This window comes from Paenibacillus sp. R-74696, from assembly GCF_055814915.1.
On record NZ_JBPULM010000030.1, the window covers coordinates 360723 to 381968 of the forward strand.

At 48.2% G+C, this 21246-nt stretch carries 21 protein-coding genes and 1 pseudogene; 6 read left to right on the forward strand and 16 right to left on the reverse strand.

Annotated elements, in window-relative coordinates; all coding sequences use genetic code 11:
* Positions 1 to 17 precede the first annotated feature (17 nt).
* The 9 genes from ACSR9A_RS13220 to ACSR9A_RS13260 form a co-directional block, all read right to left on the reverse strand.
* On the reverse strand, positions 18 to 827 hold the full coding sequence (locus tag ACSR9A_RS13220) for a metal ABC transporter permease (protein ID WP_473757644.1): 810 nt from the start codon (positions 825 to 827) through the stop codon (positions 18 to 20).
* A complete protein-coding gene (locus tag ACSR9A_RS13225) occupies positions 811 to 1656 on the reverse strand; it encodes a metal ABC transporter ATP-binding protein (protein WP_473757645.1) in 846 nt (281 codons plus the stop codon). Before ACSR9A_RS13225 ends, ACSR9A_RS13220 begins: the two co-directional genes overlap by 17 nt.
* A 120-nt stretch (positions 1657 to 1776) precedes the next feature.
* Positions 1777 to 2826, reverse strand: a complete 1050-nt coding sequence (locus tag ACSR9A_RS13230) for a metal ABC transporter solute-binding protein, Zn/Mn family (protein WP_473757646.1) — start codon at positions 2824 to 2826, stop codon at positions 1777 to 1779.
* A gap of 356 nt (positions 2827 to 3182) precedes the next feature.
* The gene (gene metG, locus ACSR9A_RS13235) at positions 3183 to 5198 is read right to left on the reverse strand and encodes a methionine--tRNA ligase (protein WP_473757647.1); all 2016 of its coding nucleotides are present in this window, start codon (positions 5196 to 5198) and stop codon (positions 3183 to 3185) included.
* Between the two features lie 121 nt (positions 5199 to 5319).
* On the reverse strand, positions 5320 to 5544 hold the full coding sequence (locus ACSR9A_RS13240; protein WP_473757648.1) for a hypothetical protein: 225 nt from the start codon (positions 5542 to 5544) through the stop codon (positions 5320 to 5322).
* A gap of 48 nt (positions 5545 to 5592) precedes the next feature.
* On the reverse strand, positions 5593 to 5862 hold the full coding sequence (gene yidD / locus ACSR9A_RS13245) for a membrane protein insertion efficiency factor YidD (RefSeq protein WP_473757649.1): 270 nt from the start codon (positions 5860 to 5862) through the stop codon (positions 5593 to 5595).
* Positions 5862 to 6323, reverse strand: a complete 462-nt coding sequence (locus ACSR9A_RS13250) for a Fur family transcriptional regulator (RefSeq protein WP_338551865.1) — start codon at positions 6321 to 6323, stop codon at positions 5862 to 5864. The genes yidD and ACSR9A_RS13250 overlap by 1 nt, the downstream gene beginning before the upstream one ends.
* 92 nt (positions 6324 to 6415) lie before the next feature.
* Positions 6416 to 6640, reverse strand: coding sequence for a hypothetical protein (locus ACSR9A_RS13255; protein ID WP_473757650.1), 225 nt, complete (start codon positions 6638 to 6640; stop codon positions 6416 to 6418).
* Between the two features lie 33 nt (positions 6641 to 6673).
* Positions 6674 to 6874, reverse strand: coding sequence for a hypothetical protein (locus tag ACSR9A_RS13260; protein WP_473757651.1), 201 nt, complete (start codon positions 6872 to 6874; stop codon positions 6674 to 6676).
* Between the two features lie 574 nt (positions 6875 to 7448).
* Between ACSR9A_RS13260 and ACSR9A_RS13265 the strand changes: the two genes are divergently transcribed.
* Positions 7449 to 8135: a response regulator transcription factor gene (locus tag ACSR9A_RS13265; RefSeq protein WP_473757652.1), complete on the forward strand. Its 687-nt coding sequence runs from the start codon at positions 7449 to 7451 to the stop codon at positions 8133 to 8135.
* Positions 8119 to 9522, forward strand: a complete 1404-nt coding sequence (locus ACSR9A_RS13270) for a sensor histidine kinase (protein ID WP_473757653.1) — start codon at positions 8119 to 8121, stop codon at positions 9520 to 9522. Before ACSR9A_RS13265 ends, ACSR9A_RS13270 begins: the two co-directional genes overlap by 17 nt.
* A 456-nt stretch (positions 9523 to 9978) precedes the next feature.
* On the opposite strand, the gene ACSR9A_RS13275 is transcribed toward ACSR9A_RS13270, so the two are convergent.
* Positions 9979 to 10320: a winged helix-turn-helix transcriptional regulator gene (locus ACSR9A_RS13275; RefSeq protein ID WP_473757654.1), complete on the reverse strand. Its 342-nt coding sequence runs from the start codon at positions 10318 to 10320 to the stop codon at positions 9979 to 9981.
* 105 nt (positions 10321 to 10425) lie between these two features.
* Between ACSR9A_RS13275 and ACSR9A_RS13280 the strand changes: the two genes are divergently transcribed.
* Both ACSR9A_RS13280 and ACSR9A_RS13285 read left to right on the forward strand, forming a co-directional pair.
* Positions 10426 to 11340 carry an arginase family protein gene (locus ACSR9A_RS13280; protein ID WP_473757655.1) on the forward strand — a complete coding sequence of 305 codons (915 nt, stop codon included), beginning with the start codon at positions 10426 to 10428 and terminating at the stop codon, positions 11338 to 11340.
* A gap of 288 nt (positions 11341 to 11628) precedes the next feature.
* On the forward strand, positions 11629 to 12336 hold the full coding sequence (locus ACSR9A_RS13285) for a hypothetical protein (protein WP_473757656.1): 708 nt from the start codon (positions 11629 to 11631) through the stop codon (positions 12334 to 12336).
* Positions 12337 to 12657: 321 nt separating this feature from the next.
* Here the strand turns inward: ACSR9A_RS13285 and ACSR9A_RS13290 are convergent, their stop codons facing one another.
* Positions 12658 to 13449, reverse strand: coding sequence for an IucA/IucC family C-terminal-domain containing protein (locus tag ACSR9A_RS13290; RefSeq protein WP_473757657.1), 792 nt, complete (start codon positions 13447 to 13449; stop codon positions 12658 to 12660).
* A complete protein-coding gene (locus ACSR9A_RS13295) occupies positions 13436 to 15391 on the reverse strand; it encodes an ABC transporter substrate-binding protein (RefSeq protein WP_473757658.1) in 1956 nt (651 codons plus the stop codon). The genes ACSR9A_RS13290 and ACSR9A_RS13295 overlap by 14 nt, the downstream gene beginning before the upstream one ends.
* A 288-nt stretch (positions 15392 to 15679) precedes the next feature.
* Between ACSR9A_RS13295 and ACSR9A_RS13300 the strand changes: the two are divergent.
* Together ACSR9A_RS13300 and ACSR9A_RS13305 are read left to right on the forward strand one after the other, a co-directional pair.
* Positions 15680 to 16627 (forward strand): annotated as a pseudogene (locus ACSR9A_RS13300) (endo-1,4-beta-xylanase); the annotation flags it as partial.
* Positions 16625 to 17107, forward strand: coding sequence for a hypothetical protein (locus ACSR9A_RS13305; protein ID WP_473758003.1), 483 nt, complete (start codon positions 16625 to 16627; stop codon positions 17105 to 17107). The pseudogene ACSR9A_RS13300 and the gene ACSR9A_RS13305, both read left to right, overlap by 3 nt.
* Positions 17108 to 17241: 134 nt before the next feature.
* On the opposite strand, the gene ACSR9A_RS13310 is transcribed toward ACSR9A_RS13305, so the two are convergent.
* From ACSR9A_RS13310 to ACSR9A_RS13325, 4 genes are all read right to left on the reverse strand, one after another.
* The gene (locus ACSR9A_RS13310; protein WP_473757659.1) at positions 17242 to 17691 is read right to left on the reverse strand and encodes a DoxX family protein; all 450 of its coding nucleotides are present in this window, start codon (positions 17689 to 17691) and stop codon (positions 17242 to 17244) included.
* Positions 17692 to 17777: 86 nt separating this feature from the next.
* Entirely contained in the window at positions 17778 to 18374 is a 597-nt protein-coding gene (locus tag ACSR9A_RS13315; protein ID WP_473757660.1) for a TetR/AcrR family transcriptional regulator, read from the reverse strand.
* Positions 18375 to 18548: 174 nt separating this feature from the next.
* Positions 18549 to 20471 carry an FtsX-like permease family protein gene (locus tag ACSR9A_RS13320; protein ID WP_473757661.1) on the reverse strand — a complete coding sequence of 641 codons (1923 nt, stop codon included), beginning with the start codon at positions 20469 to 20471 and terminating at the stop codon, positions 18549 to 18551.
* A complete protein-coding gene (locus ACSR9A_RS13325) occupies positions 20449 to 21234 on the reverse strand; it encodes an ABC transporter ATP-binding protein (RefSeq protein ID WP_473757662.1) in 786 nt (261 codons plus the stop codon). Before ACSR9A_RS13325 ends, ACSR9A_RS13320 begins: the two co-directional genes overlap by 23 nt.
* Positions 21235 to 21246: the final 12 nt, after the last annotated feature.

Genomic DNA, 21246 nt, shown 5'->3' on the forward strand with positions numbered 1-21246 from the left:
CAGCACCTCGATTTTGATTAACTCCCTGTTCTAATTCCCCGCTTGAACAGCAAGAGGCCCAGCAAAATAACAATCAACAGAAGCACGATCGTGCCGCCAGGAGCCAAGTTCCAAATCCCTGCAATCATCAAGCCGCAAATAACGGCAATTTCACCAATAATGACGACGGTAATAATGCTCTGCCGAAAGCTGCGCGCAATAATAAGACTGCAAGCCGCTGGAATCGTCAGCAGCGCAGACACAAGCAGCGCTCCAACAATTTTGATGGAAGCACTAATGACAAGCGCGGTTAGCACGCTAATCATAACATTATAAAAACGGACCGGCAACCCGCTCACCGCTGCTGCATCCTCGTCAAATGTGAGCAAAAACAGCTCCTTCACCTGCAGCCTGATGGCTACAAGAACGACAACCGTTACAACGGCAATCGTAATTAAATCGATATTGCTCAGCGTATAAATGCTGCCAAATAAATAGCCGGTGACATTGACATTAAAGCCCTTGCCCATTGTAAACAATATTGAAGCCAGCGCAACGCCTCCCGACATAATAATCGCAATTGACAGCTCGGCATAGGATTTATAAGCTTTCCTCAGCTTTTCGATTGCGAATGAAGCCGCAACAGCGAACAGCAAGCCTACTGCAACCGGATATACCCCAATTAAGAAACCAAGCGCAACACCTGCAATGGATACATGCGACAGCGTATCGCCAATCATGGACAAACGGCGCAGCACGAGAAAAATGCCCATCAGCGGTGCTGTCACTCCGATAAGCAAGCCGCCAATCAGCGCCCTTTGAAAAAATTCGCTAGTAACGATCTCCAACCTGAACAACCTCTTCTCTGCTATCCATTTCCTTACGAAGCCCGCGCAGGCTGTGAGTCAGATCATCTTGCGCACAATTTTGCAAATCATGCGAATGCTTTTTATAAAATTTCAGCTTGCCGCTTTGCGCCGCCTGATGCAGCCCCAAATAAGTGCGGATCATCTCCATATCATGGGACACCATGAGAAAGGTGATGTTGTGATGCTGATGCATATGCTTGATCATATGGAAGAAGCTTTCCTGCGTCTCGGCGTCGATCCCCACTGTAGGCTCATCCAAAATGAGCAGCGACGGATTGTTAATGAGCGCCCGCGCCAAAAAAGCACGCTGCTGCTGGCCGCCGGATAGCTGGCCGATTCGCTTGTCCGCCAAATCCTCAATTTTCATCGCATGCAGCGCATCATCTGCCTTTAAGTGATCGCTCTTTGTTATGCGGCGAAACAGCTTATTGCGGCCGTATAGACCGGATATCACCACTTCACGAACCGTAGCTGGAAAAAGCGGATTAAATGCATTTTTTTGCGGCACATAACCGATTTTTTCCCATGCCTTAAACTGGCCTACAGGCTCACCGAATAAACGAATGACGCCGCTCTCAGGCCTCAGCAAGCCGACAATCATTTTGAGCAGTGTCGTTTTTCCCGCACCGTTCGAGCCAATCAGCCCGATAAAATCACGCTCGCGAACGCTCAGATTAAGCCCCGTAATGACGCGCTGCTGCTGGTACGAGAAGGTAACGCCCTCCAGCGAAATAATATCCTGATGGCAGTCTCCTGCTGGGCCAGGCAGCAAGTCCGTTTCCGGTCGCATCTCTGTCATTTGTTGCATCCTGTCAACCTCCCTTGCCTTTTACTATATTGCTATACTTCCCTGATTATATCATTTATACAGCACCGTATACCTAGAGACTGCGACGAAATAAAGTACCGTTAATTTCCTCGCAGCTCCTTATTGCAGTGCTTTCAGAAGATTTTGCAAATTCGCTTCCATGAGCGTAATGTAGGTATCGCCGTTTTTCTCCTGCTCTGGCGTCAGCCCTTCTACCGGATTCAGCATCAAGGTTTCTACCTTCGCTTCACTCGCGAGCGTATCAGCAAGCGCTGGAGATACAAGCTCCTCGAAGAAAATATAGCGAATGCCATTTTCCTTCACAAATTTGGCGATGTTAAGCAAATCCTGCGCTCTAGGCTCTGCATCAGCCGATAATCCCATTATAGCCGTTTGCGTCAAGCCGTAGTCGCGGGCCAAATAACCAAATGCCTGATGGGATACCACAATATCCTTCATCGATGTCTTGGACAGCTCCTGCTCGAACTTCGCATCGAGTGCTGCAAGCTTGCTTTGCAGCGCTTCATAGTTCGCCTCATATTCGGTTTTGTGGGCACTGTCCACTTGAATGAGGCTGTTTTTCACATTTTCAGCCATAATGATTGCCGATTTTGGGCTGACCCAAGTATGAGGATCAACATCCAAGGCGTGCTCATGATCATGCTCATCCGCAGCCGCTCCTTCTGCCCCATCGCTGTGCTCGTCATGCTCCGCATGTTCTTCATGCTCGGCATGCTCCTCTGCCGTTTCTCCGCTGTGGTCATGCTCTTCTTCTGGATTTCCTTGAATCAGCTCTACGCCCTTGCTCATTTCGGCGGTAATGATCGTTTGATCGTTAGGCAATCCCTTCAGAAAGCTGTCCGTCCAGCCTTCCAGCCCTGCGCCATTGTACAGAAACAGCTGCGCTTTGGAGGCGGTGCTCAGATCCTGGCTTTTCGGCGTCCAGTCATGCGGCTCCACACCTGCCGGAATTAGATTGACGACATTGACATATTCTCCGCCAATTTCTGAGGCAAAATAATAGAGGGGATAAAAACTAGTCACGACATTCGTCTTGCCTTCTACAATAGAAGACTTCGAATTGCTGCCGCAGGCGGACAGCACAAGTACAACAGATAACAATAAAGCGGCCATAGCCGTTATTTTCTTGCTTGAAAATAAATTTTTCATTTCGCAAATGCTCCATTTCTGTAAAAACCGTTTTCTTTTAAAATATAAGAATTTATAAGTTTTACACTTATCATTAGGCTTATATTTCTCGTAGTGAAACGCGCTGCGCCGCCAAAGGACGGCGACAGCCGTTTCACCTTGCTAATCGTTATGATTACGTTCAGATTATACGAGTGCTTGGCATCACTGTCAACTGCTATTCGTAGGTTCCCTGTCTCTTCTAAGCAGATCACCAAGCGAGTATGGCCGTTCTGTGTCTATTCCGCCCCCGCTTCCCTCATAGGATAAAAAGAGAACCGCAGCGGATTAGCTCCGTACGGTTCCCTCCTATACTGCCTGCTATACTGCATTCCCTTTTATTTCACAACGGCGCCGTTCGGCATATCGTCCGGCACTGTAGCCAGCGTTAGCTGGTCGCCGTGCGACGCAGCAAGAATCATCCCCTGCGACAGCTCTCCGCGCAGCTTCACCGGCTTCAAGTTCGTAACGCAAATCACTTTACGGCCGACAATCGACTCCGGCGTATAAAATTTCGCAATGCCCGATACGACTTGGCGCTGCTCATAACCGAGATCGAGCTGCAGCTTCAGCAGCTTGTCGGCTTTCTTCACGGGCTCGGCAGCGATGACCTGTGCCACTCGCAGCTCTACCTTGGCGAAATCGTCGATGCCGATTTCTTCCTTGCTCTCCACCGAAGCCGCGTCTGCTGCGGCTCCTTCCGCTCCAGCGCCAGCCGCTTGCTGCGCAGCTTCTGGCTGCGCTTCCGCCTTGGCTGCGCCGCCGCCCATCTCGGCTGCGATAAAAGCAACCTCATCCGCCGTCTCCAGGCGCGGGAACAGCGGGCTGTCCTTCTGCACTCGCGTCCCTGCCGGCAGCTGTCCAAACGTGCGCATGCTCTCCCATGACGTCAGCTCGCCCGGCTGAATGCCGAGCTGCTTCCATAGCTCTCGCGGCGCATGCGTCAGGAACGGCTGGAGCATGATCGACGTGATGCGCAGCGCCTCTGCCAAATGCTGCATAACCGCAGCCAGCTCTGCGCGCTTTCCTTCATCCTTCGCCAGCGTCCATGGCTGCGTCTCATCAATATATTTGTTCGTCCGGCTGACGAACTGCCAGATCGCTGCGAGCACAACGGAAAACTCCATGTTTTCCATGGCAGCTTCTACAGAAGCAATCGTATCCTGCGCCAGCGCTTCAAGCGAAGCGTCGAATGGCGTGATTTGTCCAGCGTAAACTGGAATCTCGCCGTCGAAATATTTATCAATCATCGCAACGGTACGATTAAGCAAATTGCCAAGGTCATTGGCGAGATCAAAGTTAATGCGCTCGACGAAGTTTTCCGGCGTAAAGGTGCCATCCGCGCCGAAAGGCACCTCGCGCAGCAAATAATAACGGACTGCATCGAGGCCATAACGGTCGATGAGCATGACAGGGTCTACGACATTGCCTTTGGATTTCGACATTTTGCCGTCCTTCATGAGCAGCCAGCCATGGGCAAATACCTTTTTCGGAATCGGCAGGTTGAGCGCCATGAGCATAATCGGCCAATAAATCGTATGGAAGCGAACGATTTCCTTGCCCACAAGATGGACATCCCCCGGCCAGAAGCGCTCATATTTAGCGACAGCCTCGGGATCATCGCTGCCATAGCCAAGCGCCGTAATATAGTTGGACAAAGCATCGATCCACACATAAATGACATGCTTCGGATCTCCTGGCACTTTAATTCCCCAATCGAAGGTCGTACGCGATACGGCAAGATCCTCCAAGCCCGGCTTGATGAAATTGTTGATCATTTCATTTTTACGTGATTCCGGCTGAATAAAATGCGGGTTGTCCTCATAAAGCTTAAGCAGGCGATCCGCATATTTGCTCATCCGGAAAAAATAGCTCTCTTCCTTAACCAGCTCGACCGGACGACCGCAATCCGGACAATTGCCATTTTCAAGCTGGCGCTCTAGGAAAAAGGATTCGCACGGTGTACAGTACCAGCCTTCATACGTGCCCTTATAAATATCATCCTGCTTCAGCAGCTGATCGAAAATTTTCTCAACGACCTTCTTATGGCGCTCCTCCGTCGTGCGAATAAAATCATCATTGGAGATTTCCAGCTTTGACCACAAGCTTTTAATGCCGACAACGATATCATCGACGAATTGCTGAGGCGTCTTGCCTTGCTCCTGTGCCTTGCGCTCGATTTTCTGTCCATGCTCATCGGTTCCAGTCAAAAACCAGACGTCGTAGCCGCGCAGCCGCTTGTATCTTGCCATCGCGTCGCCCGCCACCGTCGTATACGCATGCCCTATGTGCAGCTTGTCGCTCGGATAATAAATCGGCGTTGTCAAATAAAACGTTTTGTTGTCATTTGCCATTTCAGCAGCCTCCCAATTTTCGATTCCAAAAACACATAAAAACGCAAAAAACTCCCGTCCAACATGGGACGAGAGTATCAAACTCACGTGGTACCACCCAAATTCCCCTTGCATCCTCTCCTCATTTGCAGAAAAATGCAATGGCTTCGTGTGCCGCCGATTGAAGGCGGACAATACCGTTAACGCCGGTCAAACGCTGCCCTCTTACCCGCTGCCGACTGGTCAAGCCCAGCCACCCGCGCTGCTCAAAAACAGATCCTCCAGGACCATATTCCAACTTTGCCCGTACCGGCTCGCACCTTATTGCCCGGCTCTCTGCGACGCAGCTTCCATTGTACTTATCCATTCATCAGACTCATATATGACAAAATATACCGAACCGCCAGCCCTTCTGTCAAGTAGGCCGATCCCCGTTGCTCTGCTTTCCGCCTTTTACAGGGGGAACCGGATCATAGCCACCGGCGTGAAACGGGTGACAGCGGCTAATTCGCCGAGCTGCAAGCCATGAGCCTCTTAGCACGCCATGCATCTCGATGGCCTCCAATGCGTACGCGGAGCAGGTTGGAGCAAAGCGGCAGGAAGGCGGCAAATGCGGTGAAATCGCTTTGCGGTAAAAATGAATCGGCGCCTGAAATACGCTAATGGCAACAGGTTTTTTTTCCATTAGCTTTGAGCCGCTGCTGCTTCTTCCTGGTCACAGTCTTTACAATAACCGAATACTTCAAACTTGTGCTTGACGATTCGGAAGTCAGCGGGCGCCGTTGTCTGTTCCATTGGGCAGCACATAATCGGGTACGTTTTGCCGCAGTTCAGACAAATCATATGATGGTGATGATCATGCTCGCGGCAATGGAGCTTGAACTTCACACCCTCCTCGAACACCACCTGCTCCAGTACGCCCAGCTCCTCCATGACGCGCAGGTTGCGGTATACCGTATCAAAGCTAAGTCCGGAGTAGGACTTGCCCATGTATTCATATACGTCCTTAGGAGCCAAATAGCCTGGCGATTCTGCAAATAGCTTAGCAAGCGTCTTGCGCTGGTCGGTAATACGCAAACCTTGGCTCGACATGATTCTCACAATATCTTCAATCGTATTCGTATGTGAATGTGCATGTGTACTCATGCGACAAACCTCCTGCTTCTGAAATTCTCTCTCTCCCAATAATGCCGAAAAAAAAGACTCTCGTCAATGAGAGCCTTCCTGCCGCTGCTATTTTAACCGTTCAACCGCATATTAATAAGGAAGCTGGCGACCATCGCGACAAACAAAATCAGGCTGATAATTCCAAACGTCAGTCGTATTTTGTGCGCCTTGCGAAGCTTGTCGCCGCTACCCGCTTCCAGCTTAGCGAGCGTATAAGAGCGCTGCATAAATAGAAATAAAATTAATGAAGTGACAAAAAACATATTAACAATAAACCATACTGCTGTCCAAAACATATCGACGCCTCCTCTAACCGCAAAATCCCTGGGCTACAGGAACCATCGATTTAATATCAACATAAATACAACGAAGCTGACAACTGCCCCACCGATGCACATCCAACCGGAACGGAACCGCTGCCCGAACATACGCATAATGCCAAAGCTCAGCAATCCGAAAATGAGCAGCAAAAAAACAACGCCCAATATAAATAATGTTGCCGAGACATTGCTGACATCAACTAAACTCACGCGATACACTCCCCCATAACATTTCTATCTAGCATTATAAGGGATTTGCCCTGCATAAAGCCAGTGTTAACGATAGGCGTGCCGCCACTTTCCTACCATAAGTAACGAATTTGTCACGTTTGGCATGAAAGCGCCTTAATCTTTAACCGAATAAAGCAGCACGCCCTTGACGAAAAAGCGCTGGGTGATTGAATCGTTAACGATTATCTGAATCAGTCTTAATAATTGACAGCTAAAATGAGAGCACATACATACGGTTGACGGAGTTTGCCGCCTATATGCTAAGCGAAATAAATCAAGACAGGCGGATCAATCAAATAAATACGAATTAGGCGGGATTCAAAACGGTATTTCAGAAGCTTTTATCTGAAATGCCGTTTTTCTCAATTATGCGTTTATGTGAGCCATTATGCTGCATACCCTCGCCCTTCCCCTCGTCCGACATCCCCCTGACTCAATAACCATTTAAAATATGTGTCAGCATTAAGTGCAGCGTATAGTCATTCCCTAGCTCAGGCGGTATACTTTTTTCAGAGGTGACTGTATGTTAGACCGCCACATCGGAGGATTGCTTATGAATACGATTATGATTGTCGAAGACGAAGACGCCATCTCAAGGGTGCTCGCTGCTTATATACGCAAGGCGGGATTCAATTGCAACATATATCGAAATGGCTTGGAGGCTATTAAAGCTTTTGATGCGACAACGCCCACGCTCATTATTCTCGATGTCATGCTGCCGGGAATGAATGGCTGGGAGATTTTGAACCATATCCGCTACAAAAGCGCTTGTCCCGTCATTATGCTGACAGCCAGAGGCGATGTAAGCGACCGGATTCTTGGACTTAATGAAGGGGCGGACGATTATATGACAAAGCCTTTTGAGCCAGAAGAGGTTGTTGCCCGCATCCATGCGGTGCTCAGACGGCCGCCCCGCTCACTCGTCAGCTCGGAACAAGTCACTTTTGGCAGCATTCGCATTGATTTTAAATCACATACGGTTTATTTAAATGGCGCCAGTCTTTCGATCACGCCCCGTGATCTGTCGCTGCTCATGTTCCTCGCCGAGCATCCGAACCAGATTTTTTACCGCGAGCAGTTAATAGATAAAGTATGGGGCATGGATTATGAGGGCAGCGACCGCGCGGTAGATTTGGCCATTAAGCGTTTGCGCAAGCTGCTGCTGCATTGGCCGCCAGAAGAAGGAGAAATCCGCACCTTGCGGGGGACGGGGTATATGCTTTATGCCAACACCCAATAATCGCCGCCAAACGCTGCTCAGCCGCTGGACCTTTCGTTACGTGCTCACCTTATTCATTGGACTGCTTGCCATCGGATTGGTATCGATTTTCTGGATTCGCCAGGAAACGCTTCATGAGCGGAAGCAAAATCTCAAAACCTTTGCAATGGTCGCCTCGCAGTATGTGAGCAATGAGAACGGGTACATTCCGGGCAATTTCTATGAATGGATCGACCGCACCCAGCGCCGTTACTCGCTGCCAGGGCAATTTTCGCTGCGCATATTTGATCATAGCGGGAACATTATTTTTCTTAAACAGGGTCCCAGAGACAGTGAAGTTGCTCCGGCTGTGCCTCCACTTTCGGGCGAGTTGAACGTCACCATATCGAATGATCAATACACGCTGACAACTCCCATATGGGGCGAAAATAAAGAGGAGGCGATCGGATCGATTGTCATTTCCTACGCCTATAAGGAGTTAGTTCATGTTAATCAGAACTATCGCCTCATTGCTTCTCTGCTCCTTGGCTCAGGCTTGCTTGGCTGGCTCATCATTTTCTTTCTATCTCGAAATTTAAGAAGGCCGATCAAGCAGCTCGCCGAAGCACTTAATCAGATGGAGGCTGGCAATTATCAGGTCGTCGTCCCCAACCATGTGAAGGAAAAGGAAATACACGATCTGCTGGTGTCGTTCCAGACGATGGCTGCACGCCTCGGCACTTTGGAAGAGCTGCGGACGGAGCTGCTTGCTGGCGTGACCCATGAGCTGAAAACACCGATTTCCTCCATTCATGGCCTTATTCATGCCGTTCGCGATCAAGTGGTTGCGGAGGAGGAGGCTGAGGAATTTCTCGACATCTCCTTGCAGCAGACACGCCGGCTTCAGCATATGGTCACCGACCTGCTGGATTTCAATGCCTTTGCTTCCGGCAAAATCAGCGTTCGGCAGGACTCGCTTGATCTCGGCAAGCTGGTTGGAGAAATTGTGTACCAATGGGGATTGCTTGATCCTGTAGAGGGGCTCGAGCTAACAGCCGATATTCCGAGCGGAGCTTTCCTAGCTGTCGGGGACGCCAGCCGCATTCAGCAAATTATTGTGAATTTGCTAAACAATAGCAGACAAGCGCTGCAAGGCCGCGGCCTCATCCATGTATCCCTATCGCAATCATCAGCTGGCAGCTATGAAATGATTGTTCAGGATAACGGTCCCGGCATACCGGATGAGGAGCAGAAAAATATTTTTGAGCGATACTTTCGCGGTGAGCGTAACAAGCTTTCTGTCGGCGGCCTCGGCCTTGGTCTAACCTACAGCCGGATGCTTGCCATCGCCATGGGAGGCCAGCTGAATTTGAAGCACAGTTCGCCCCAGGGAACGACGTTCCAGCTACTGCTCCCTAAGCAGCCGTAATTGTTCGTGAGGCCGTTTCGGGTCTAGCTATCTAGGTGTCTAGGTGTCTAACCATCACAATGATCGACTTGTAGCGGACACAGCGGCAGCTATTTCAACAGAAGCATGGGTTTTGGTACAGGCTGCGGACTCAGGAGACGCTAATGGGCTGGCGAAAGCCATTTTGAGGTGATTATGTGGGCAATAGCGATTCCCCTGTCCGCATAAGACCAGAAATGGGGTTAAAATCCAGAATAGCGGACCCTCAGTCCTTCAAAAAGGAGCTGAGCGTCCCGGCTGCGTTTTCTAAGCAAAAGTGTTCGCTGTAACCATGTTTTCAGCCACCATGGAAGGCTGCGGTTTCGTAAGCCTTGAATCGTCCGATGAGCTTGGCCTTGAGTAAGCGCTAAGCAAGGCGGAGCAGGCAGACTCTCGCAGGCAGACACACCTCGTTTTTACGTCTATATATAATATATATTATATATTTTGATTTTTTTCTCCCCACTCACATAACTGTTCTAAGACAGGCAATAGCGTTTCCGCTTTATCTGTGAGACTGTATTCGACCTTAGGCGGAATCTGAGGATACTCTTTCCGATTCACCAAACCATCCGCTTCCAATTCTTTAAGGTGTGAACTCAATGTTTTATAAGTAATCGTTCCTATCTGTCTTTTCAGATCATTAAAGCGAATCGGCTGATTTTCTGCCAGGAGATAAATAATAACCATTTTCCATTTACCACCAATAACTGACACTGTGTAACCAAAAGGTGTATCTTGAATATTTTTAACTTTACCTTTATATTCAGCCATACTCATATTTACACTATCCTCTCGGGTAGTACCTATCAATAAAGTGCGTACTACGTTTTAATTTGCGTTCAGTTTATACTAGCCTTACTTTGATGTAAGGGAGAGCAAAACATGACTAATAAAACAATACGCCTGTTAATGCCACAATGGCAAGGGGGCTATAACCCTAACTACTCTTTTGGAGCTGAATTGCTTGCTTGGTTAGCTCCAGGCAATGATCAACCCCTTATCCATGTGCCAGTGCAAGCTTATGACGGCACTCCACTTAAACACGAGAACGGTATGAATGGGAGACAACAGCTGCTTGAACAATTAGAGGCTGCTCAGCATATTATTAAGGCGCATAAGCCAGACCGCATCATCATGTTTGGTGGCGACTGCTTAGTCGAGCAAGCCCCATTTGCCTATTTAAACGAACGCTACGGCGGGGAATTAGGCTTAATTTGGATTGATGCTCACAGTGATTTAGTTAGATATGCGGGCTACGATAACGGACATACCTTACCGCTCGGAAATCTGCTCGGAGAAGGTGATGCGGATTTTGCAAAACATGTGAAAATCCCTCTAAAGCCTGAAAATGTCTTTATTGCGGGACTTGCAGCTCCTACAGCACAAGAAATAGAAGTGATTTCAGAAGCATTTCAAAGACTAGGCATTGCTCCTACAGAACCAGATTCCGAAGTCATTCAAAGATTAGGAATTAGAACGGCAGGGACTGAAGAGTTAGCAAGCAGCACGGAATCTATAAAAAAGTGGATTAAAGAAAGCAAAATTAAGCACCTAGCTATTCATCTTGATTTAGATGTGCTCGATCCAAAAGCATTTCGTTCCCTATTGTTCGCGAACCCTGAAGCGCCTTATACTTATTCTCCTGCGGGAACCATGCAAATGCCTCAGCTACTTCATCTGATTAAAGAATTGTCAGAAGAAACAGAGGTAGTTGGATTAGGCATAACGGAGCATATGCCATGGGATGCAATTAACTTGAAGAAGCTGCTCGGCGAAATACCTATCTTTAATAAGTAAAGTCATCGTCCGAAATAGAATCGAACACTGTTCTGCTTAATCATAAAATACACGTTCGCGCTTTATGTTTGCGAGGGTGTATTTTTATGTGGAAGCTAATTCAAAAATCATGATTGGTTGGCTAGAAACGGCATACGTGTGACGCTGGCTTCTATCAGGATCTGGCTCACTCACGTTTGCATACATATCCTAGTTCCCCGCCATGCTCCCTCAACATCTTCCTGACACATAGCTATATTAATCTAGCTATAGAACAACATCCCCCCCATTTGAGAGGAGCTTCCCCCAATGAAAGCAAAAAAAACGATTGTCACCCTGCTGATTCTGCTTGCGGTGAGTGCAGGTGCCATTCAATTGACCACTGCCAACGAAACAGTCCCACCCCAAGTCCATAAGCAAAAAAAACCGGACAAAAATCCCCCCTCCTCTCCGGTTTCTGCAAATTCTAAGCCAGCTGCACATGCGGGGCCTCGATCAGGAGCTAGCACCAGCGTAACCGATCAGAACGGTTATACAATCTCGATCACAGGCGGTTTTGACACTGATTCCGTGGATCATGGCAGACCCGTCGTACTCATTGCAGCCGCGCTTGACGTATCTGCCGAAGTATTCAGGGAAGCCTTCAGCGGTGTAACACCAGCAGGCGCCGGAAGCGATGGACCTACCTCTGAGCAGGCACAATCTAATAAAGCAGCTCTGCTGAAGGTGCTTGCTCCCTATGGCATTACCAACGACCGTCTCGATGAGGTTTCAAACTACTATCGTTACAATGGCAGCAAGGGTGAGTTATGGACGCATACGGCGGCGACCGCTACAACCGTATTAGCGAACGGCAAAGTGACCGGAATTAAAATCATAAATGCAGGTGCAGGTTATTCCTCCGCTCCCACGATATCCATCACAGGACCCACTGGCACCTACTCCGCCACAGCTACCGTTTCCTATACAACGGATTTTAAAACAAATGGCAGTCTTACTGCGATTAAGTTGAATTAAAAAAGGAAGTCAAATTAAAAAAATGAAAAGCAGCTATCGGCATCATACCGATAGCTGCTTTTCTGCTGAAACTTATTATCGTATCCATAGCTTACATGCGGGTCTCTTAAACGATTGAATTTACAATCGTCTAGGGCGTGTCTGAAAACCCGTTCAGTGGCACCTTTCACCGCCTTTTCGACCCTGCTTCGTTCCGTTTGCTTGACGTACCCCCGGTACGCCTTCACAAGCGCGCCTTGCATGGAACGAAAATTCGGCAAAATTTGCTGTCCTCAGAGTTCTCAGACACGCCCTAGTCTCCCTCCCTTTTGTCAATGACAGCTAGAGAGGCTTCGGACAAGCTCTGCAATATTCGGAGGACATTTCGTAATAAAAGCAGCAGGTTTGCCGAATGGAAGCGATCATTTCCCCGGCAATGCCAGCGTGACTGGGTTTTATAAACCTCGCAAGCGGGTTGCGGCGTTCTCCAAACAGGTCCGCTGATGCAGTCTCTGTCATAAACTTGAAATCGTCATGAAGACGCTGTATAACAGATGGATCGCCCTCTGCCTCCTCCAAACCATCCTCATACAGCGGAGCTATGCGGACAAAGGCATTTTCCCACAAAATCGCCAGCGGAACTTTGCCAGCTGCGGATAATGAACGAAATAAGGGCGAAAGATGCTCCGCAAATAGCTGACGCAGCATTTGCTCCCGCCATTCCAGCCGTTTTCCCGCCTCCGGCTCGGTAACCTCCAGTCCATCAACGCTTAAATTAGGAAACTTGGAGCCGCTCACCTTACTTTCGCTTTCATCAGGCGAAGCCAGTCGGCAGTTATTTACCGTTAACGGTAAGCCCTTGTTGTACACGGTCATCGCATACAAGATAGGTGCAACGAATAAAAAAGCATATCGCTTTGCGAGCATGGACGCTGCTACCCTTCTTGATGGCGCCCCTATTTCATTTGCTAATTGATCCAGATAAGACTCGCATTTCTCTAGGTCTAGCAAATCTTGGGCTACAATGGAGAGAGCAGCAGGCAGATCCTTTTTTTCAGGCGTAAACTTGAACCTCACTTCAAGCTCTTTCCACTGTGCTGGTGAAAGATTGATCGGCATGTTATCGCGTTCCAAGGAAAATTTCTGCCGTTCTATCCACAATCATATTAATCGCAATCGGCCCATAATAAGCAATCCAGATGTTCGAATCTACTTCATAAACTTGATTGTTTTTCACGGCTTCAACACTTTTCCAAGTTTCAGTCTGCTGGAACTCCTCAACGACCTCCTTGAACATGTCGTCATGCACGAGGAAATAATGGTCTGCCCCTACTTCTGGAAAAGCCTCAAACGAAATTTGATAAGCCGTATCCTTCTCATCCAGCACCTGCTGTGGAGCAGACAAGCCTAGATCGTTATATAGAATGTCTCCTGTGCGGTGGCTTGGCGTATGAATGCGAATACCTTCATCACGTGGGCGAATAAGCGCAACGGTTTGATCTCCCAGCTTGGCCTTAAGCTCTTCCTTCAGCTTAGCTGTTTTCTCGTTATATGCTTCCAGAACAGCACTCGCTTCTTCTGATTTCCCTGTAATTTTGCCGAAGGTCGTTAATGTATCGCGCCAATTTTCATCAAAATCGAGCATGATGGTAGGCGCAATTTTAGACAAGCTATCATATACTTTTTCCTGAAACTCTGTACAAATGATTAAATCCGGTTCCATAGCAGCAATAGCTTCCAAATTCGGCTCATCTCTCGTACCGAGCAATTTAACATCCGTCAGCTTCTCGGATAAATACTCCGGAAAATCGGTTTTATCTGCCGCAGCTTTCACACTGCCCGCAGGCTGCTCGCTTAACGTCACCAGCTGATCCACAAACTTAGTATCAAGCACCGCAATTTTCGTAGGATGCTGCTCCAGCGTTATTTCACCCTTAGCATGTTTAATAACGACCGGATAAGCTTGTTGTGCCGTTTGCGCAGCGTTTGTATTGGATGAAACGGTGCTCGTTGGGCTTGCTCCCCCTGTATTGTTCCCTGAACTATTGCCGGGCGCAGTTGCACATGCACTCAATAACAAGATTAAACTCAACATCAAACTGACCGCTAAAATAGACCCCTTGCTCCTATTCATTCCTAAAACTCCCCCGCTAATATGTTGATAATGATTATCACCTTCATTATTATAGGAGAGATTAGAACGAGAGCCAATGGAATATCCCGACACATAGGATGAACTTATGCGACGGTTTTGCCTAAAATAAAGCGGGGAAACGCCGCAATGCTTCTTAAAAGCTCGGCTAAAATAATAACTATCCCCATAGCCTACCGATTCCGCGATTACCTTTAGCGGTAAATTCGTATTCAATAACATCGCTTGCGCATGATCCATACGAATTCGGATTAAATATTCCAGCGGTCCAATACTCAGCTTCGCCTTAAATAATCGCTGCAGCTGCCTTTCGCTGCAATGAAGGGTACTTGCTATATCCTGGAGGCTGATGGGCTCGGCATAACGCTCTTCCATAAACCGAATCGTCTGGCTTACATAGTTCGGCTGAGCCATTGGCGTTCCTTCATGCGCATGGAGCTGCAGCAGAAGGTCGTACACCAATTGGTGAAAAATAGCTCTCACATGGAATTTCTCCAATGGGGCATCCAGCAGCCAGTAGGTGTGCATTTGCTCTATTTTCGCAAGAACACCGAGGGGATAGTTAGGAGCGAAGCCATATTGCATTTGGAAGGGATTGTTGTCCCTATACACATTTAGCAGCTCCTTGCGGCTGGGCACAGCGAGAACGGCTTTATAAAAAATCATATAGTAATCGAATGGCTCAGCAACTTGTTTAATGTCAATCGTTGCTCCTTTTCCAGCGTGGCATACATAACAACGGTCGACGATATGCTCGGTACCGTCAATGAGGACTCTCGCCTCTCCAGCAACAGCTACCAAGAAGGCGCTCGCCGGCAAACGGAAGCCGTGCACCCCGTCACCCAATCGCAGCATAGACCGACGAACATCAAGCACCCGTATAGCCGCATGATTCCATAAGGGCAATTGTTCCTGCAACTTCATTATGTTCACCTTCCATGTCTGTTTACCGCTTCTTTTTATCGCTTCCAACTCTTTCATTATAGTAAGAATCATTCTCATTATCAAAAAAAATTTTCCGGAGCGCAAGCCAGAGATGTGAAATTCCTATCTATCTAAAATTTGCTATTTTTTGTTTTTTAATCCATTTGCTGATATAATAAAATTGTAAGCGCTTTATATTCCAAAGAAGAAGGAGGCTGTGGAACCCCGAGAGGATGATAGAGAGATGAGACGATACTGAAATCATTCATTGTGAAGGAGCTATCAGTTATGCTAAGGTCAAAACTCATTATTTGGTGTACCGTGTTTGCATTTGTCGTATCATTAATACCATCTGCCTGGAGCAATCAAGCTTCGGCTGGACTAGCCTCGGGTAACAAATTTTTGGGAAATATTATTGCGGGCAGTACTCCATCAAATTTTGGCACCTACTGGAACCAAGTGACGCCAGAAAACTCGACCAAGTGGGGAGCCGTGGAATCAACAAGAAACAGCATGAACTGGGGCGCGGCAGATACCGCCTATAATTACGCGAAAAATAACGGCTTCCCTTTCAAGTTCCATACGCTAGTATGGGGCAGCCAGGAACCTGGATGGATAGGAGGGCTTTCCGCAGCTGATCAGCGGGCAGAGGTTATTCAATGGATTCAGGCGGCTGCCCAGCGTTATCCAAATGCGGAGTATGTAGATGTGGTCAATGAGCCCTTGCATGCCAAACCATCCTTCCGCAATGCCATTGGAGGAGATGGCGCAACCGGATGGGATTGGGTAATCTGGTCGTTCGAGCAAGCACGTCTTGCTTTTCCAAATGCGAAGCTGCTGCTAAATGAATATGGCATCATTGGTGATCCTAGCAAAGCCGCAACATACGTTCAAATTATTAATCTTCTCAAAAACAGAGGGTTAATCGACGGAATCGGAATTCAATCCCACTACTTTAATATGGACACGGTGTCCGTAAGCACAATGAACTCGGTTCTGAATACATTGGCAGCAACCGGATTGCCTATTTATGTGTCAGAGCTTGACATGACAGGTGATGACGCCACGCAGCTGGCCAGATATCAGCAGAAGTTCCCGGTATTGTGGGAGCATCCAGCGGTCAAAGGCATTACGCTATGGGGATATATCCAGAACCAGACTTGGGTTACTGGAAGTCATCTCATTACAAGCTCTGGCGTTGAGCGTCCCGCCTTGCAATGGCTGCGGCAATATTTGAGCGGCAATGGTGGCAATGGCGGTGGCAGCGTACTCGCTACTTTTGAAGCCGGAACAGAGGGATGGAGCAGTACTTCATTAGTTGGAGGACCTTGGTCAACTACCGCGTGGAGCTCGCAGGGCTCTCGTTCGCTGCAAGGCGATATTACCATGTCCGGTGGCAGCGCGCATTATTTATTTAAAAGCGGCAATACCAATTTCACAGGATATACGAAGCTTAGGGCTACAGTAAAAGGTGCGAGCTGGGGCAGCTACGGCTCTGGGTTAGGTGTAAAGCTATTCGTCAAGCATGGCAGCAGCTACGCTTGGAAGGATAGCGGCTGGGTGACTATTAGTGCGGGTGGCCAGGCAAATTTGACACTGGATTTGGCAGGTGTAAATTTGGCCGATATTAAGGAATATGGCATTCAATTCATCGGTGCCAGCAACGCTTCCGGAACCACTGCCGTTTATGTGGACAATGTAGTACTTGGGAATTAAATCAATAGGGGTTAGCGGACAGTAAATGAAAGGCAGCCTATGCCTATAAGTTATCATATAAATGGCTTGTAGGCTTAGTCAGCCCTGTACTAGATATCACAGCGCTTGATCACTATTCTGTCTCTAGGTCAAGCTCACTGCCCGAACAACGGGGAGGCTAGCAGAATCGCTGCAATAAAGATAAGCTGCAGCAAGACACGGAAAGGCAGCTTTGGTACAGGCCTGCCGCCAATCGTCATTTTTTCGCGTGCCGCATAGATATTGGCCGGGAACATGGCGACGAGCATCAACGTTAAGCCTATAGCAGCAGCAAGTGAAAATGCAGGCAGGCATATACCGATTGCTCCGGCAATTTCCAGGCATCCGGTTACAGTCACGATCCATTCTTTTTTTGGAAAAGCAGGCGGAACCATACGTATGAGATCCTTTCTGCGTTTACCCCAATGAGCGGAAGCGGTCAGCAAAAACATAATGGCTATCGCTGCCTGCAAGGCTGTATGCCAATCATCGAAATAGGATAAGCCCAGCAAACCTATGATCCTGAATAACAAAAAAGATGCGACAAGGGCTATTAATGGTGCCATGATGATTCCTCCGTATCATTTAGAAGTTTTATTGCAAGCATGATATAAAAAATAATCGATAGTGATACCTTGTTTTTATCGAGGAACTACTGTTTCTTGAGGATGCCGGCCATGAAGTCCGTTAGCTCTTTCACAGCAAGTGAGGCTGATGATAAGGGGAAGGACGCCCGGACACGCAGCCCTAACGACAGCAGAACGAACAATTCAGCCGTTATATCTGGATTCACCGTCTCCTCAATCACCCCATGCTCCTGACCCGCTACAATCCATTGCTTAGATAAAAACACCGATCGCTCATAAAAATGCTGGAGCACTTCCGCGATAGCGGGTTCATCCTCCCTGCCCAGCAAATATAGAAGTACTTTGTTCGTCACTTCATCACTGTCTTCCAACCCTGCAAGGTTTTTGGAAATAATATGCATCGGTCCTTCGAATGATTTACCCGTGGTTTTGGCAACTTCGGCGTTAAAATGTTCATTGATGCTTTCGAGTCGATCCTGCAGCACCCAGGCAAAAATCTCATCCCTGCTGTTCACGTAATGAAAAATAGCTCCTTTGGATAATTGCGATTGCTCCATAATATCCTTCAAAGTAATTGCATGACAGCTTTTGTCCTGCAGCAGTTCCTTCGTTGCATCCAGCAATTGCCGGATGGTCTGCTTCCGGCGTTCTTCATTCTTCATCGTTTGCCTCCCGTTTAAATGTAGCGATTTATGTATATATTCTGATTATACAAACCGACCATTGGTTTGTAAATAGAGAAAAATGAGTCAGGCAGGCGGTTAGCTAGAGCCTCTTTACGGGCTCCAGCTTGTTTGTTGGATGAAGGATTCCTAAGCAGCTTACCAACCTAGCTGCTACAACGCCAGCCTAACGATTCGGCGATAATAACCTACGGTAAGCACAGCGAACACGAAATAAATGACCGTATACATCGCCATGGCCGCAGCTGCCGGAAATGTAATATCTGACAACGTCAGCGCTGAAGCTGCTTTTACGGCGACAATGGAATGGACAAGTCCAATCACCAGTGGAATCGCAAACACGAACAGCTGTTTACGGATAATACCGCCCATAATCTCTTGTTCTCCGAACCCAAGCTGGCGCAAAATAGTATAGCTCTTCCTCTCCTGCTCCGCCTCTGTCATCTGCTTAAAGTATAAAATGCTGCCAGTCGCCACCAGGAATATAAGTCCTAAAAAACCTGCTATAAAAATGATGAGTCCGAACTTTTGAAGCGACTGCTTATAATAGGTGTCAAAGTCCGGCCGGTTCTCATCTGCCTTGGCATATTTTGCATAGTAGCCCGCTGCCGCTGCGCGCTCGCTCTTAGCTGCAACTTGGTACGTATTTATCCGAATGGTTGCCGATTCAGAAGCAGCGGGCAGCTGCTCCCGAATAGCATGCAGGGTCGACTCGGATACGATGAGTTGACTACCTTTTACGTAGTAGTTCATCGCATAACGATCTAGGCCTTTGATCACCTTAATGGCTAGGGGAATTCCGCTTGCTTCAAAATCCACGGTTTGCGGAAAAAGTACGGTATCCGTCTCCTTGCTTAATGCATCCCTATGTCCTTTGTACCAGACGGCCTCGCCTTCCCCAGGCATGACAATATCGGCACCGCTCGCCTGCAGTTGTTCCGCTGCAAGCAGCAGGAGACTGCGCTCTCCTTCCCTGCCATTGCCCAATTGACCTGTCAGCCGAACAGCCTCAACCGCCTGATGCTTAAACGTTAGCTCTGCCTGCTCCAGCTCCGCACCAAATGAACTTGCAGCCTGCCCCTTATTTTCAAAAATAAAATCGTAAGGCAGCAGCCCGCGGGCCTCGCTCTCGGCTGAGTAATACAGCGAATATGCGATTGCCACCATGGTCAGAGTCATCGCCGACAAAACCGTTATGAGCGTAAGTGAGCTCGCATTGGCTTTCATTCGATGCATAACCGGAGCCAATGACAAGCTGTTTTTCAACCCAAGCTGTCCGTTCTTGCTCCTTCGTACAAAGTAAAGCAGCCAGCCGATTGTGACACGAAACAGCAGGTAGGTTCCGAGTATGGTTGAAGCCAGAATAACCAGCATTTGCAGAAACGGCTCCTGACTAAACGGTTTGCCAGCTAGCATATAGCCCGCCCCGATCAGCGCCAAGCTGAGCAGTCCCATCATGGCGGAGAGAACCGCTTTCGGCTGTCTCGGATGCTCCCCCTGCCGATCGTTCTTGAACAGCTCGAGGAGTGTAGTAAAATAAACTTTAAACACGATTTGTATCCATGTAAGACCGATTAGCATGGCAAATACAATAGCAGTTTGAACAGCCGCTGAGCTTGAGAATGAGAGGGTTATGACCTTTTCAATACCGATCAGCTTCATCAGAATAAGGATAAAAAGTCGCGAAGCGAGCGCACCAGACCCGATACCAAGAAGGAGCGCACCTATTCCAAGCAGCATATGCTCGGCAACGAGCAGCAGCAGCACCCCTCTGCGGGTCAGACCTACCAGCTGATATAGCCCGATTTCACGGCTGCGGCGTCCCAGAAAAATACGGTTTGCTTGCAAAATGAATAGGATGACAATGGCCAGCAGCAGCATCCCTGACACCTTAAACAACGAAGCGAATTGAACATCTCCGAATGTCGCTGCCATGATGGAAGTATCGTGCTGCAAGGTAGCAAATACAAAATAAAGGGCCGTGCTGGCAATAAGCGCAAAAAAATAGAGATAATAATGCTTCATATTGCTGCGCATGCTGCGGATGACCAGCTCAAACAGTGTCAACGTGGTCACCTCCGAGCACAGCCTGCACATTCATAATAGCTTTGTAAAAGGCTTGCCGGGTTTTGCTACCACGGTACACTTCCGAATACAGCTGGCCATCCTTCAAAAACACGACCCTGCTGCAATAGCTTGAGGCTACCGGATCATGCGTAACCATCATAATGGTTAGGCTGCGCGACCGATTAAGCGCCTCCAGCTTTCCCAATAGCGAGGAAGCTGCCTTCGAATCCAGCGCCCCTGTCGGCTCATCTGCAAATACAATGGAGGGCTCGTGGATCAATGCCCGTGCCGCAGAAGTCCGCTGCCGCTGGCCTCCGGAAATTTCATGCGGATATTTATCGGCAATTTCCAAAATGCCCAGGTCTGCGGCAATCGTCTGGAATGCTGCCTCGGCCGCTTTCTTATTCAACTTGCCAAGCGATACGGGCAGCAAAGTGTTCTCTTTTACACTCAACGTGTCCAGCAAATTATAATCCTGAAAAATAAAACCAAGCTTATTGCGCCGAAAAATAGACAGCTCGGCATTTTTCATATTTGAGATGTCCGCATCTTCGACGAATATTTTACCTTCCGTCACTTTATCGAGGGTCGACAGTACATGAATCAACGTGGACTTCCCTGAGCCGGACGGCCCCATAATGCCGACAAACTCCCCTTCTATGACACGTAGATCGATCCCCTTAAGCACCTGCTGAACGTTGCCTCTGACACCGAATGATTTACGAACCTGCTGTGCATGCAGCACGGTTTTTGGCAAATTGTTATGATTCATCTCCATAGCCTC

What these genes read in the sequence shown, in the direction of transcription:
- ACSR9A_RS13225 (WP_473757645.1), bottom strand. Translation starts at nt 1,656, where the DNA reads ATGCAACAAATGACAGAGATGCGACCGGAAACGGACTTGCTGCCTGGC.
- ACSR9A_RS13230 (WP_473757646.1), bottom strand. Translation starts at nt 2,826, where the DNA reads ATGAAAAATTTATTTTCAAGCAAGAAAATAACGGCTATGGCCGCTTTA.
- metG (WP_473757647.1), bottom strand. Translation starts at nt 5,198, where the DNA reads ATGGCAAATGACAACAAAACGTTTTATTTGACAACGCCGATTTATTAT.
- ACSR9A_RS13240 (WP_473757648.1), bottom strand. Translation starts at nt 5,544, where the DNA reads ATGGATAAGTACAATGGAAGCTGCGTCGCAGAGAGCCGGGCAATAAGG.
- yidD (WP_473757649.1), bottom strand. Translation starts at nt 5,862, where the DNA reads ATGGAAAAAAAACCTGTTGCCATTAGCGTATTTCAGGCGCCGATTCAT.
- ACSR9A_RS13250 (WP_338551865.1), bottom strand. Translation starts at nt 6,323, where the DNA reads ATGAGTACACATGCACATTCACATACGAATACGATTGAAGATATTGTG.
- ACSR9A_RS13255 (WP_473757650.1), bottom strand. Translation starts at nt 6,640, where the DNA reads ATGTTTTGGACAGCAGTATGGTTTATTGTTAATATGTTTTTTGTCACT.
- ACSR9A_RS13265 (WP_473757652.1), top strand. Translation starts at nt 7,449, where the DNA reads ATGAATACGATTATGATTGTCGAAGACGAAGACGCCATCTCAAGGGTG.
- ACSR9A_RS13270 (WP_473757653.1), top strand. Translation starts at nt 8,119, where the DNA reads ATGCCAACACCCAATAATCGCCGCCAAACGCTGCTCAGCCGCTGGACC.
- ACSR9A_RS13275 (WP_473757654.1), bottom strand. Translation starts at nt 10,320, where the DNA reads ATGAGTATGGCTGAATATAAAGGTAAAGTTAAAAATATTCAAGATACA.
- ACSR9A_RS13280 (WP_473757655.1), top strand. Translation starts at nt 10,426, where the DNA reads ATGACTAATAAAACAATACGCCTGTTAATGCCACAATGGCAAGGGGGC.
- ACSR9A_RS13285 (WP_473757656.1), top strand. Translation starts at nt 11,629, where the DNA reads ATGAAAGCAAAAAAAACGATTGTCACCCTGCTGATTCTGCTTGCGGTG.
- ACSR9A_RS13295 (WP_473757658.1), bottom strand. Translation starts at nt 15,391, where the DNA reads ATGAAGTTGCAGGAACAATTGCCCTTATGGAATCATGCGGCTATACGG.
- ACSR9A_RS13310 (WP_473757659.1), bottom strand. Translation starts at nt 17,691, where the DNA reads ATGGCACCATTAATAGCCCTTGTCGCATCTTTTTTGTTATTCAGGATC.
- ACSR9A_RS13315 (WP_473757660.1), bottom strand. Translation starts at nt 18,374, where the DNA reads ATGAAGAATGAAGAACGCCGGAAGCAGACCATCCGGCAATTGCTGGAT.
- ACSR9A_RS13325 (WP_473757662.1), bottom strand. Translation starts at nt 21,234, where the DNA reads ATGAATCATAACAATTTGCCAAAAACCGTGCTGCATGCACAGCAGGTT.